This is a genomic window from Xanthomonas cucurbitae, assembly GCF_002939885.1.
GTDB lineage: Bacteria > Pseudomonadota > Gammaproteobacteria > Xanthomonadales > Xanthomonadaceae > Xanthomonas > Xanthomonas cucurbitae.
Map to the genome: position 1 here is coordinate 160307 of NZ_MDED01000003.1, position 14086 is coordinate 174392.

Below are 14086 nucleotides of genomic sequence, written 5' to 3' on the forward strand. Positions count from 1 at the left end.
GCGGCCTCAGTCCGCCGCCGCCTCCAGCGCCTGGCTCAGCCGCTCGACCGCGACGATCTCCATTCCCTTGATGCTGGAGGTCTTGGGGGCGTTGGCACGCGGCACGATGGCGCGTTTGAATCCGTGCGTGGCGGCCTCCTTCAACCGGTCCTCGCCATTGGGCACCGGGCGGATCTCGCCGGACAGCCCCACCTCGCCGAAAGCGATGGTTTTTTCCGACAGTGGCCGGTCGCGCAGCGAGGACAGCACTGCCAGCAGCACCGGCAGGTCGGCGGCGGTTTCCTGCACGCGGATGCCGCCGACCACGTTGACGAACACGTCCTGGTCACCGACCACGATGCCGCCATGACGATGCAGCACCGCCAGCAGCATCGCCAGCCGGTTCTGCTCCAGCCCCACCGCCACCCGACGCGGGTTGGACAAGGGCGAGGCGTCCACCAGTGCCTGTACTTCGACCATCAGCGGCCGGGTACCTTCGCGCGTCACCATCACGCAGCTGCCCGGCTGTTGCGTGCTGCCGCCGGACAGGAAGATTGCCGACGGGTTGGAGACCTCCTTGAGTCCCTTTTCGCCCATCGCAAACACGCCCAATTCGTTGACCGCGCCGAAGCGATTCTTGAAGGCACGCAGCAAGCGGAACCGACTGCCGCTCTCACCTTCGAAATACAGCACCGCATCGACCATGTGTTCGAGCACGCGGGGGCCGGCGATGCCGCCCTCCTTGGTGACATGCCCGACCAGGAACACGGCGGTGCCGGTTTCCTTGGCGAAGCGCACCAGCCGCGCCGCGCTCTCGCGCACCTGGCTGACCGAGCCTGGCGCGGCGGTCAGCGATTCGGTCCACAGCGTCTGCACCGAATCGGCCACGATCAGCTTCGGTCGCGCCGCGCTGGCATGCTGCAGGATATGTTCGATGCCGGTTTCGGCCAATGCATTCAAGCCTTCCAGCGGCAGATCCAGGCGCACCGCGCGCCCGGCGACCTGGGCCAGCGATTCCTCGCCGGTGACGTACAGCACCGGCAGCGTGCCGGCCATGCTGGCCAACGCCTGCAGCAACAGCGTCGATTTACCGATACCGGGGTCGCCACCGATCAGCACCACCGCGCCTTCGACCAACCCGCCGCCCAGCACGCGATCGAACTCGCCGATGCCGGTGGACACGCGCGCCTGTTCGGTCTGCCGTACATCCTTCAGCGCAGTGATTTTGGGCGCCTCGGCCTTGCCAGCCCAGCCGCTGCGCCGTGACGCCGCTGGCGACGCCTTGCCGCCGGCAGTGGCGCTTTCGAGCACGATTTCGCTGAGCGTATTCCACACCCCGCACTCGGTGCACTGCCCCTGCCACTTGGTGTATTCGGCGCCGCATTCGCCGCAGACATAGGCCGTTTTCGCCTTCGCCATGGATGTTGACTCGTTCGACAATGCGGCAGCATAGTCTGCCGCTGTCGCATCCGGCGAGACGTAGGAAGATCCGCGCGACAGGATCGGCAGCGCGCCGTCGGACCACCCAAACCGACGGCGCGCTGCCCTCAGCAATTGCCGACCACGCGGAGGCCACCGGCGCTGTATTGCCGCCAGAGACCATCGATGCCATCGGCCAGACGGTCGATGTCATCACGCGTGTGCGTGCACATCAGGCTGATGCGCAAGCGTTCCTGGCCGCGTGGCACCGCAGGATAATGCACGGGATTGATGAACAGACCCTGCTCATGCAGATAAGCACTTGCCCTCCTGATATCCATTTGCGGCGGCGTCGGCACGATCAGGATCGCCGAGTCGGTATGCAAGGTGAAGCCCCAGGGCAAGGCGTTGAGTGCCGCCAGCGCATAGGCCACGTTGTCGTGCAACGCCTGCATGCGCTCAGGCTCGCTTTCAATGACATCAAGCGCGCCATGCACCGCCGCGATGGTAGGCGGCGGCAGTGCCGCAGAAAACACGTACGAGCGCGACATGCAGCGTAGATATTCGATCAATGGCCGCGATGCGCAGACGAAGCCGCCGCTGACCGCCAGCGCCTTGCTGAAGGTACCCATCAGCACGTCGATCTGCGAGGCCACGCCGAAGTGCTCGCCTGCACCGCAACCATGCGCGCCGATAACGCCGGTGCCATGCGCATCGTCGACCACCAACAGCGCGCCATAACGACGACAGAGCGGCGCAATGCGGTCCAGTGGTGCCAGATCGCCGTCCATTGAATAAACGCCCTCCACCGCCACGAACACATCCTGTCGACTGGAGCGGGGCTTTGCCAGCATTGCCTCCAGACGCGACACATCGTTGTGCGGAAAGCGCTTGGCGGGAATGTCACCAAGCCGCAGGCCATCGAACAACGAGGCATGCGAATATTCATCGTAGTAAATGCAATCGGTACGCCGCGCCAGCGCCCCGGGCAAGGCCAGATTGGCGCTGAAGCCGCTGGAAAAAATCATCGCATCTTCTTGCTGCTTGTGCGCCGCCAGGCGTTCTTCCAGCTGACGGGTAATGCGTAGATATCCATTGAGCAATGGCGGGCCACCGATGCCGGTGCCGTATTGATCGATGGCGCGCATCACCCGCTCGCGCACCTTAGGATGGGTGGCCAGTCCCAGATAGTTGTTGGAACCAAACATCAATAATCGCTGTACTCCCACGCCATCGCGATCATGCACCAATACTTCCCGGCCAGCCGCCGAGCCGATCACGCGGTGATAGGGCATCCGCCCATCGGCGCGATCCTGTCGCACCATTGTATCGATATACACAGCGCGTTGTGCGAGCGTCAAATCACGTCCGTCGAACAGCGCTGCGGGATCGAAGTTCTCGCCGCTACGCGGCATTTCAAAGTCCGTGCAATCTACTGCAGAATTCATTGAACACCTTACATTTGCCGTATCGCCGGCTATCGGCCTGCACACAGTTGCAGCCGAACAAGATTGCGCGCCCCAAGCGTAAAGATGCAATCCAGGATTAAGTCTGCCAGCGTAAATACTGCGTAATTCAAGGGCAATGAAGTAAATGCATTTAGCCTACAATTCAATAGTATTATTTATTTATCCATATAAACTATGGGCTGAAGCTGAAAGTCAAGGCAGATCAACTTCACTAGCGTCCCAGCAGACGGCCGCGTCGCCCGCACTGCGCTTGGTCCAACTACTGCCACCTCAGCGCCGTGTTACACCGCAAACGGCAACCGCACCTGCTACGGGCATTGACTGCCCGCAGCGACATCTCGGATGCAAACATGCGGCATGCCCGACAGTGGCAGACTCAGTGGACGACTGCCCGGCAAACAACACACATGACAACGACCACCACGCTGCAAGCGCCGACTTGGACAGGCGCAAGCCGGCGCCTGCCCATCACCGTGCCCGGTACAACTCGCTCAACCGATCCGGCTTGCCGGCGATACGCTCCAGATGCGGATACAGCAAGCCGCCGTGGTAATCGAGACGGACGGTCTCGTAGCGATCGCCACGCTTGACCAGCAGCTCGATCGGCGACGTGGTGCCCTTTGCGGCCTTGATCGCGTCCTTGATGACCTCGCCCCCGAACGCGCGGCCGTTGACGGCCGCGATGGTGTTGCCGCCGACCAGCCCCGCATTGAATGCCGGGCTGTCCCATAGCACCTCGTTGATCTCGCCCGAGCTTTCCAGCGACAAGCCGATCGAGTAGGTCAGGCTCACGTCGTTCTCGTTACTCTCGTAGTTCTTGATGACCAGGTTCGGCTCGTCGGTATAGACCAGCTTCCAGCCATTGGCCTCGATCCCTCCATTCAAGGAACCATGCCCGTCCATGCGGCTGCGCAACAGGCTGGCCCAGTCGTAGGCAGCCACGCCGTTGAGAGTGGCGACGATGTCGTCGAAGGTGTACGGGTTGACGTCCCAGTCGCCGTTCTTCATGCCGAAGAAGGCCTTGCCGAAGTCGTCGATCGAGCGCTTGTTGTTGGTCAGTGCACGCAGCTTGCTGTCCACCTCCAGCCACATCATCTGCCCGCCGGAATAATAGTCTTCCGACATCTGATAGCTGCGGTAGGCCTTGGGCCGGCGCAGCGACATGGTGGGGTCGTTGGTGGTGTCCTGCACCGTGCGCCAGGCCATGCCCGGGCGACCGCGCTCATAGGTTGCAGCCACGCCGGCCAGCATGTCGCGCGCCTGCTCCTGCGTCCACAAGCCCGAACGCGCTGCCATCACCTCGCCCCAAAACTGGGTCTGCCCCTCGTACAGCCACAGCAAACTGTCGCCCATGGGCACATTGAAATTGGGCGTTGCCAGGTCGGCGCCGCGGCGGTACTTGCCGTTCCAGGAGTGGTTGAATTCGTGCGCGAGAAGATCGCGTCCGGTCCAGCTCTTGTCCCACTCGGTGAAGTAATTGGTCGGGCCGCTGTTTTCGCTGGAGCGGTGGTGCTCCAGGCCGATGCCACCCAGCTTCTTGGTCAGCGCCAACAGGAATTCGTAATGATCGAAATGGCGCGCGCCATACAGCTTGTCCATCTGCTGCACCAGCGCCGCGTGCGCCTTGATCTGCTCGGGCTTGGCCTCCAGCGCCTTGGCCTCGTCGGCGAACACGTTGAGATAGACCGGCTGCTTGCCGGCGCTCAGCTCCACCCGCTTGTAGTACTTGCCGGCAAACATCGGCGAGTCGACCAGATCGTCGAAATCGATCGGCTTGAAAGTGACCGTGTCGCCCACGCGGCGATCGGTCTCCAGCGCGGTGGCATAACTCCAGCCAGCCGGCAGGGTGACGCTGGCCTGCGCCTTGATGTTGCGCGCGAAGTACCCAGCCGGATAGATCGCCGTGGTGTTCCACTGCAGGTTGAGCATTTCCGGGGTCATCATCACCCGGCCCTGGTTGGGGGCCTGCGGCGAGAGGAACTTGAACTCGGCCGTCAGCTCGGTGGCGCCCTGCGGCACATCCACCTTGAAGGCGTAGACATCGAATTGGTCGCGCGTCCATGGCACCACCTTGCCATCCACCTTGACCACCAGGCCGGCAAGCTTGTCGATCGGCCCGGTCGGCGAGTGATTGCCGGGAATCCACTGCGGATACAGCAGCGTCATCGGGCCAGGCTTGGCCGGCATGCTGGTCCTGACCTTGAAGATGCGGCGCACCAGGTCGGTGGCATCGACGTCGATCTTCAGGGTGCCCTCGAACGGCACGTCCTGTGGCGGCGCGGTTTGCGCCGCCGCCGGCAAGGACAACGCCGCCAGCAGCGACACGGACAACAGGGTGGGCATCTTCATCGCAACTCCGCAGGGGACCTGGAACAGGCAAGCCCACGATGCTAAGCGGCAACGGGCGCCTGCCCGCATGCCATTGGTCATGCCACCCACGAAATCGTGCATCCAAAAAAGCCGCCAGGCGATGGGGGCTTTTTGGGGTCCGGCCGGCAGCCGTCTCAATGCATCATATTGACGTTCATGTTGTGCAACACCCACAGCGAGCCGACGATCACGATGCCGATGATGAGCAACGAGAACAGGCCCACCTGGACGTTGGAACGCTGCTCCGGCGAGCGGTCCATGTGCAGGAAATAGACCATGTGCACCAGCATCTGCACCGCCGCCATCAGCGAGATCACGACCACGGTCACGCCCTTGGAGAACGCGCCGCTCATCACCATCGCGAACGGAATGACGGTCAGGATCACCGCCATGACGAAGCCGATCAGGTAGGACTTGAGACCGCCAGCATGTGCATCGGCGGTATTTTCGGTGTGGTGGTGATTGGCCATTACAGCGCTCCCAGCAGATAGACGACGGTGAACACACCGATCCAGATGATGTCCAGGAAGTGCCAGAACAGGCTCAGGCACGCCAGGCGCGTGCTGTTGCGCGCGGTCAGGCCGTGCCTGGAGATCTGGATCACCAGCACCGCCATCCACAGCAGGCCCGAGGCAACGTGCAGGCCGTGAGTCCCCACCAGGGTGAAGAACGCCGACAGGAACGCGCTGCGACCCGGGCCTGCGCCTTCATGGATCAGGTGGTTGAACTCCCAGATTTCCATGCACAAAAAACCGATGCCCAGCAGCGCGGTGACGGCCAGCCAACCATACAGGCCGCCCATCTTGCGCTTGTGCGCGGCGATCATCGCAAAGCCGAAGCTCAGGCTGCTGAACAACAGCAGGAAGGTTTCCACCAGGACGAACTTGAGATCGAACAGCTCCTTGGCCGTCGGCCCGTCCACCGTGGCGCCGGACAGCACCGCGTAGGTGGCGAACAGGCCGGCGAACAGCAGGCAGTCGCTCATCAGGTAGACCCAGAACCCGAAGACGGTGTTGCCACCGGCGTCGTGATGTTCGTGGTCGTGATCGTGGCCACCCGCGTGGGCGGCGTGGTCAAGCGTGGTCGAGGAAGCCATGGTCATACCACCTTCGCGGGCTGCGCCGCCTGTTGCTGTTCGAGCAGGGCAAAGCGTGCGTTCTCGATCCGCTCCACTTCTTCGGCCGGCACCCAGTAATCGATGTCGTTATCGAAGGTGCGCGCAATGAAGCTGCCGATCATGCCCACCAGGCCGACGATGGCCAGCCACCAGATGTGCCAGGTCAGGCCGAAGCCCAGCAGCACGCTGAAGGCACCCATGTACACGCCCGCACCGGTGTTGCGCGGCATGTGGATGGCTTCGTACTTGGACGGACGCACCCAGCCCTTGCCGTTCTGCTTGTCGGCCCAGAACTGATCGCGGTCGTCGATGTGCGGCAGCACGGCGAAGTTGTAGAACGGCGGCGGCGAGGAGGTCGCCCATTCCAGCGTGCGGCCATCCCACGGATCGCCGGTGTAGTCCATGTGCTCCTTGCGCTTCCACACGCTGTAGCCGATCTGCACCAGGTTCAGGAAGATGCCCATGCCGATGATCGCCGCACCCACCGCAGCGACGTACAGCCACGGCGCCCACTCCGGGTGGTTGTAGGTGTTCATGCGCCGGGTCATGCCCATGAAACCGAGCACGTACAGCGGCATGAAGGCCACGAAGAAACCCACGATCCAGCACCAGAACGAGGCCTTGCCCAGCTTCTCGTTGAGCTTGAAGCCGAACGCCTTGGGGAACCAATAGGTCAGGCCTGCCAGGTAACCGAACACCACGCCGCCGATGATGACGTTATGGAAGTGCGCGATCAGGAACAGGCTGTTGTGCAGCACGAAGTCCACGGCCGGAATCGCCAGCATCACGCCGGTCATGCCGCCGATGGTGAAGGTGATGATGAAGCCGATCGTCCACAGCACCGGCGAGGTCATGTGCACGCGGCCGCGGAACATGGTGAACAACCAGTTGAAGATCTTCACGCCGGTCGGGATCGAGATGATCATCGTCGTGATGCCGAAGAAGGCATTGACGTTGGCACCCGAGCCCATGGTAAAGAAGTGGTGCAACCACACCACGAACGACAGCACGCCGATGCACGAGGTCGCGTACACCATCGAGGTATAGCCGAACAGGCGCTTGCGGCTGTAGGTGGCGATCAACTCGGAGAAGATGCCAAACGCCGGCAGGATCAGGATGTAGACCTCCGGGTGACCCCAGATCCAGATCAGGTTGACGTACATCATGGCGTTGCCGCCACCGTCGTTGGTGAAGAAGTGCGTGCCCAGGTAGCGGTCGGCACCCAGCAACGCCAGCGCCACGGTCAGGATCGGGAACGCGGCGATGATCAGGATGTTGGTAATCAGCGCAGTCCAGGTGAAGATCGGCATGCGCATCAAGGTCATGCCCGGCGCACGCATGCGCATGATCGTCACGAAGAAGTTCACGCCGGTCAGCAAGGTGCCCAACCCGGAGATCTGCAACGCCCAGATGTAGTAGTCCACCCCGACGCCCGGACTGTATTCCAGCCCCGACAACGGCGGATACGCCAGCCAGCCGGTCTGCGCGAATTCACCCACGCCCAGCGAGATGTTGATCAACGCCGCGCCGGCCACGAACAGCCAGAAGCTCAGCGAGTTCAGGAACGGGAACGCCACGTCGCGCGCACCGATCTGCAACGGCACGATCAGGTTCAACAGGCCGGTCATGAACGGCATGGCCATGAAGAAGATCATGATGACGCCGTGCGCGGTAAAGATCTGGTCGTAGTGGTGCGGCGGCAGCACGCCTTCGCCACCGTTACCGGCCAGCGCCTGCTGGGCGCGCATCATCGCCGCATCGGCAAAGCCGCGCAGCAGCATGACCAGCGCCACGATGATGTACATCACACCGATGCGCTTGTGATCCACCGAGGTGAACCACTCCTTCCACAGGTAGCCCCACAGCTTGTACTTGGTGAGGGCGCCCGCGATGAGCAGGCCGAGCAGGCCGGCACCACCCAGCGCGACCATGATGATCGGCTCGTGGTACGGAACTGCCTCGATCGTAAGTTTGCCTAGCATCACTTGTCTCCGGAAGTGCACATGGCGACCGGCTCTGCAGCCGGTGCCTGATGGTCGCCGTGGTTGCCCTTGTTATGGCCCGGACCATTCATGTATTTGTCGACCAGCGCGCGGAACATGCCCTCCTGCACCGACGAGTAGTAGGTGACCGGATACTGTTCCTTGTCGTTGCGATTGGCCGCCAGCACCTGGTATTCGGCTGCGTTCAATGCGGTCGGCGACGCCTTGACCTTGGCCACCCACGCCTCGAAGCCGGCCTGGTCGAGCGCATGCGCCTTGAAGCTCATCTTCGAGAAGCCGTGGCCGCTGTAGTTGGTGGACAGGCCGAAGTACTCGCCCGGCTCGTCGGCCACCAGATGCAGCTTGGTTTCCATGCCCGCCATGGCGTAGATCATGGTGCCCAGGTGCGGAATGAAGAACGAGTTCATCACCGTGTCGGAGGTGATCTTGAAGTTCAGCGGCGTATGCACCGGAAACGCGATTTCGTTGACGGTAGCGATGTTCTGGTCGGGATAGATGAACATCCACTTCCAGTCCAGCGACACCGCTTCGATGTTGATCGGCTTGACGTCCGAATCCAGCGGCCGGTACGGGTCCAGCGCGTGCGACGAGCGCCAGGTCAGCACCGCCAGCACCAGGATGATGACGCACGGGATCGACCACACCACCACTTCGATGGCGGTGGAGTGCGACCAGTCCGGCTCATAGCGGGCCTTGGTGTTGGAAGCGCGATACTTCCACGCGAACGCAATCGTCATCACGATCACCGGGATGACCACGATCAGCATCAGCACCACCGAGGTGATGAGCAACTGCTTCTCGTCGTGGCCGATCTGGCCTTTCGGATTGAGGATGGCCGAGTTGCAGCCTGCCAGCAGCAGGAACGGCAACATCAGGCCTGGACGAAGTAAACGCCCGAGATGTTTCAGCGGAATCATCGGTCGATCCAAGTGCGAAGGAACGCCAGCCTCGTTCGTCGTATCCGGTGGGGGGACTTGTCCACGGCTGCGCTTTTTGGATGGAAGGCGCCGCGCAGACCGAAGACACGGGTTAGCTGCCTAATTTTAAACTTTGCTGCACCTGCACGAAACCCATTGGCAATGATCTGCCGCAATAAAATACGTGCAACGTTGTGCGACATGTTGTCGCAGCGCAGGCAAACGTCGCAGTGCGCCCTGGCACCTGCCCGCAACGATCTGAAAGTGACCTGCGCACAGGCGCAGCGACGGCGCGGATTGACTACACGCCTGGCAAAACGCAACCGGGCCGGCCAAGGGCCGACCCGGTGCGAGCGTGCTGGTGCCGGAAATAGGAATCGAACCTACGACCTACGCATTACGAATCGCTGCGTGCGCAGTTTGCCATGATTTGGTATCAGATGGCCTAAGTGCGCTTACAGCAAGGGAAAACCGCGACCTAATGAGGCTTCAGGGGCACTTACGGCGCGTCTGAACACGGCACCTTGTGGTGCGAAACCGTGTCCGTGCCGTGGCCCCGCCACTCACGGAGCCAGCATGAAGTCGAAGATCACCCAGTCCCTCGTCGAAAGGGCGCCCCGGCCCGAGCCGGGCAAGTCGGTCCTATACGCTGACACCGAGATGAGGGGGTTCTACCTCATCGTCACCGCCACCAAGCGCAGCTTCTACGTGCAGTCCCTCGTCAACGGCCGCCAGGTCAGGACGAAGCTGGGCGACCACCCGGCGATGGACGCCAAGCAGGCCCGCGACGCCGCCCGGCAGACGCTGGTCGGCATGCGCGGCGGGGTCAACCCGAACGAGGAGCGCCGACGGGCGCGTGCGCGCGGGATCACCCTGCGCGAGGCGCTCGACCTCCACCTGGCGGCCAAGCCGCTGTCCCCGAGGACCAAGGACGACTACCGCTACAACTGCGAGCAGTACCTGTCCGACTGGCTCGACCGTCCGTTGGCCGAGCTCGGCGCGGACCGCTCGGGCGTGCGCGACAGGCACCGCCGGATCACCGATCGGCACGGCGCACCCTCGGCGGACAACGCCTTCCGCATCTTCCGGGCCGTGTACAACCGGGGTCTGCGGGAGCACCCGGACCTGCCGCCGAACCCCTGCGGGAACGTTGACTACCACGGGCTGCGGCGCCGCAAGGTGGACGCCCCGGCGGACAGGCTCAGGGCGTGGGGCAAGGCGGTGCTCGGCCTCCACCCGGTGCGGCGCGACCTGCACCTCTTCATGGTGCTCACGGGCATGCGGCGCACGTCGGCCTGCGAGGCCCGCGCCTCGGACCTGGACCTCGCCTCCGGGCGCCTGCACGTGCCCAAGCCCAAGGGCGGATCGACCAGAGCGTTCGACCTGCCGCTGTCTGGGCCGCTCGCCGACCTGCTCGGCCACCGGGTCGAGGAGAACCCTCGGCTGCACAGAAAGACGCCGTGGCTATTCCCCGCAGAGTCGAAGTCGGGTCACGTCGCCGAGGTCGCGCAGCACGAGTTGGACGGACTGACGGGCCACGCCCTGCGGCATACGTTCGCCACGCTGGCCGTGCAGGCGGGCGTCCCGCTGCTTGAGCTGAAGTACCTGCTCAACCACGCGGCGAGCAACGTCACGATGGGCTACATCCATGTCGGCCCCGAGCACCTGCGCAAGCACCAGGAGACGGCGTCGCGATACATCCTCGAACAGCTCGGCCTCGAGCACGAACCGGGACAGTGGCCGCCGAGGCTCAAGGAATAGCCGCACGGCCTCACCAGGCGGCCCGTGTCGTGTCCGGGGCCGAGCGGCCTGATACCGAGCAGCCAGGACCGAACCGGACGACACGGACACACCGGGGAGTCCGGGCGCAATGCTGGTATTAACGTGAGCGCGCCTCTGGCAGTATTTGATTCGTCGGCGCCACCAGCCGCCGACGCCAGGCTTTCGGTGGCCTACAAGACCGAGACCCGCCCCGCCGACTGAGGGGAGCAAACGGGTCCATCTCTGCGACGCAAAGCAGGCAGTCCCCGCAAGGCACGTCGCCGTGCGGGGATCGCACCTGCACGGAGTCCAGAAGATGGCCTACGAACCCAAGAAGTTCTCCCCCGCGGAGCTCGCCGAGCTCCACGCACTCCCCGACGACTCGCTGCTGACCGCCCAGGAGGCGGCGGCCTTCCTGCGCCTGAAGTACGGGACGTTGGCTTGGTATCGCTGCCAGGGCGGCGGCCCGACGTTCACCCGAGTCGGGCCGAAGCTGATCCGCTACAAGCTGGGCGACCTGCGCGACTACGCGAAGGGCCAGCCGATGGGCGAAGGCGTCCGGCGCGCCGCAACGGCGATGCTCGCCGCACGCACCGCCAACGCGGAGGGCTGACCGATGGCCGCACATGAAAACGCCCACGGCGTGCTAGACCGTGGGCGTAAGGGTGCAACCGACCGGGAGACGGAGCCTGCCAGAGCTCACGGGGTCAATGATGCCGCGGGGTCTGCCGCCTCGACGCCATCATTTGAGGCCGCGGCCCAGTACCGCGACGTCCGCCTCGACCTGATTCCCCTGCGCCGCCGCGACAAGATGCCCGCCGATAAGCGGTGGCAGGAACGCGCCTACGACCAGGGCGAGGTGCTGGAGCGTGCGAGGCGCGACGGCCTTAACCTGGGCGTGCGCCTTCCCGCCGACGTGGTCGTGGTGGACGTGGACCCGCGCAACTTCCCCGCGGGGCGCGACAGCCTGGCCGAGCTGGCCGCGACCTTCGGCCTGCCGCTCACCTCGGCACCGCACGTCCTGACCGGCAACCTCGAACACCCCGGCCACCACTTCTACTTCCGCAAGCCCGGGGGCGCCCTGCTGCTGGACAGCGTGGACGGTTTCGCGGGCGTCGAGTTCAAGTCGCTCGGCCGCCAGGTTGTCGCCCCTGGCTCGGTGCACCCGACCGGCGGCGTGTACCGCTGGGCGCCAGATTCGCCCCCGCTGCACCGAATGCCGGATCTGCCCGCAAGGCTGGTCGAGGCGGCGCGCAGGCCGGAGAGGAAGCGAACCACGGGCGCAGGCGAGATCACCGCCGAGCAGCTGGCCGCTTCGCTTGAACACCTGGACCCGACGGACTTCCGTGAGCACGACGCATGGTGCGAGCTGATGATGGCGTGCCACCACGCCACCGACGGCGCGGGGCGGCAGGAGTTCATCGACTGGAGCACGTCCGACCCGAAGTTCGCGGACCACGAATGGATCGTCGGCCGCCGCTGGGACTCGCTGCACGCCGGCCGCGACGACGCTGTGACCATCGCGACGCTGCGCAGGCGCCTCAACGAGGCCGGGTCCGACATCGCGCCGCCCGACGCGGCCGACGACTTCGACGTGTGGGACGAGGTCGAACCGATCGAGCCGCGCGCCCGCAGGCGCTTCCTCAACGTGAACGACCTGAAGGCACTGCCGCCGCCGCGGTGGCTCGTGCCCGGCCTGCTGGTCGAGGACAGCGTCGCGGCCATCTACGGCGCGCCCGAATCGGGCAAGTCGTTCCTTGCACTCGACATCGCGATGGCCGTCGCGGGCGGCGTGGACTGGCACGGCCGCCGGGTGACCGACGGCGGCGTCCTGTACGTCGCGGCTGAGGGCGCCTCTGGCCTCGGCAAGCGCGTCCGCGCGTGGGAGATCGACCGCGGCATCGACGTGGGCACGTTCCCGCTCTGGCTGGACCACGGCGAGATCAACCTGGCCGCCGAGCGCGACGGCGGCGTCCGCGCCTTCGTCAGCGACGTGGTCGAGGAGCTCGGGCCGCTGCGCCTGGTTGTCATCGACACGCTGAACCAGACGGCCGCGGGTGCCGACGAGAACTCGGCGAAGGACATGGGTCGCTACATCGCGAGCATGAAGCGCATCCGCGACGAGACGGGCGCGACCGTCGTGGTCGTGCATCACTCCGGTAAGGATCCCGGCAAGGGCATGCGCGGCAGCTCGTCTCTGCTCGGTGCAATGGACACCACGGTCGAGGTGATCCGCGACAAGGAAATGCGCGCCATCACCGTGACCGTGCACAAGCAGAAGGACGCGGAGCGCGAGCCGCCGATGCGGTTCAATCTGGAGCGCGTGGACCTTCCAGGGGAACCCGACTGGAACGGCAGGCCGCCGTCGTCGCTCGTGCTCCGTCCGACTTTGATGGTCGACGCGACCTCCGACGTCGGGGGCGAGGCGACGGCGGACGACGGGCTGACTGCCCTGGCGTGCGAGCTGGGCGCAAAGGACGGGACGGTGAAGGCATCCGAGCTGCTCGACGCCGCCACCAAGCGCCTGGGCATGAGCAAGAGCTCAGCGCAGCGCGCGGTGGCAGACAAGATCCCCGAGGGTCGCATCGACGCCGTGCGCGCAAGCTGGGGCGGTCGCCACTTCTGGCTGTGGTGCGAGCGCGTCGGCAAGCACTCCACGGCGCCGAAGGTGGTGCGGGTCGAGGCCACGTCATGAACGCCCGCGAAGTCTCCTGAAGTCTGATTTTGGAGTCTCGAGACTTCGGAGACTTCGCGACGTCCTGAAGTCTGAAGTCTGTTCCGAATCAGCAGCTTATGCGCCCACTCGATTCGCAGACTTCGGACGAGAATTCGGCCACGGCAGACGAGACTTCGCAGCTTTCACTTTCTTAAGAAAGTGAAAGCGAAGTCTGCCCGGAGTCTGATTCTTGAATAACTCCACAAACAGTGAGCGCGTGGACGGATGCGTCCAACCTTGCGTGCCGTGTCCCTCGCGCGCGAGGCGAACTTTCCAGGTCGTCCCGCCGATGCGCGCCGCCTAATCAGACATGAGAGGGCCGACGCCATCCAAGC

10 protein-coding genes are annotated in these 14086 nt (G+C 64.3%); 3 read left to right on the forward strand and 7 right to left on the reverse strand.

Going from position 1 to position 14086, the window contains the following annotated elements; translation table 11 throughout:
* Positions 1-6 precede the first annotated feature (6 nt).
* The 7 genes from radA to cyoA all read right to left on the reverse strand — a co-directional run bounded on the left by radA (position 7) and on the right by cyoA (position 9274).
* The gene (gene radA, locus XcuCFBP2542_RS03035; RefSeq protein ID WP_104602145.1) at positions 7-1398 is read right to left on the reverse strand and encodes a DNA repair protein RadA; all 1392 of its coding nucleotides are present in this window, start codon (positions 1396-1398) and stop codon (positions 7-9) included.
* A 128-nt stretch (positions 1399-1526) separates the two neighbouring features.
* Entirely contained in the window at positions 1527-2813 is a 1287-nt protein-coding gene (locus XcuCFBP2542_RS03040) for an aminotransferase class I/II-fold pyridoxal phosphate-dependent enzyme (RefSeq protein ID WP_249027599.1), read from the reverse strand.
* 522 nt (positions 2814-3335) lie between these two features.
* Positions 3336-5216, reverse strand: a complete 1881-nt coding sequence (locus XcuCFBP2542_RS03045) for a M61 family metallopeptidase (protein ID WP_158251429.1) — start codon at positions 5214-5216, stop codon at positions 3336-3338.
* 155 nt (positions 5217-5371) lie between these two features.
* A complete protein-coding gene (gene cyoD / locus XcuCFBP2542_RS03050; RefSeq protein ID WP_104602147.1) occupies positions 5372-5707 on the reverse strand; it encodes a cytochrome o ubiquinol oxidase subunit IV in 336 nt (111 codons plus the stop codon).
* Positions 5707-6339 carry a cytochrome o ubiquinol oxidase subunit III gene (gene cyoC, locus XcuCFBP2542_RS03055; protein WP_211292967.1) on the reverse strand — a complete coding sequence of 211 codons (633 nt, stop codon included), beginning with the start codon at positions 6337-6339 and terminating at the stop codon, positions 5707-5709. Before cyoC ends, cyoD begins: the two co-directional genes overlap by 1 nt.
* Entirely contained in the window at positions 6336-8336 is a 2001-nt protein-coding gene (gene cyoB, locus XcuCFBP2542_RS03060; protein ID WP_104602148.1) for a cytochrome o ubiquinol oxidase subunit I, read from the reverse strand. The genes cyoC and cyoB overlap by 4 nt, the downstream gene beginning before the upstream one ends.
* Positions 8336-9274: a ubiquinol oxidase subunit II gene (gene cyoA / locus XcuCFBP2542_RS03065; RefSeq protein WP_104602149.1), complete on the reverse strand. Its 939-nt coding sequence runs from the start codon at positions 9272-9274 to the stop codon at positions 8336-8338. The genes cyoB and cyoA overlap by 1 nt, the downstream gene beginning before the upstream one ends.
* A gap of 576 nt (positions 9275-9850) precedes the next feature.
* Here cyoA and XcuCFBP2542_RS03070 point away from each other — a divergent pair.
* From XcuCFBP2542_RS03070 to XcuCFBP2542_RS03080, 3 genes are all read left to right on the forward strand, one after another.
* On the forward strand, positions 9851-11035 hold the full coding sequence (locus tag XcuCFBP2542_RS03070; protein WP_104602150.1) for a tyrosine-type recombinase/integrase: 1185 nt from the start codon (positions 9851-9853) through the stop codon (positions 11033-11035).
* 316 nt (positions 11036-11351) lie between these two features.
* Positions 11352-11648 (forward strand): helix-turn-helix transcriptional regulator, encoded by a 297-nt coding sequence (locus XcuCFBP2542_RS03075; protein WP_104602151.1) that lies wholly within the window; start codon positions 11352-11354, stop codon positions 11646-11648.
* Positions 11649-11651: 3 nt separating this feature from the next.
* Positions 11652-13730: an AAA family ATPase gene (locus XcuCFBP2542_RS03080; RefSeq protein WP_249027600.1), complete on the forward strand. Its 2079-nt coding sequence runs from the start codon at positions 11652-11654 to the stop codon at positions 13728-13730.
* Positions 13731-14086: the final 356 nt, after the last annotated feature.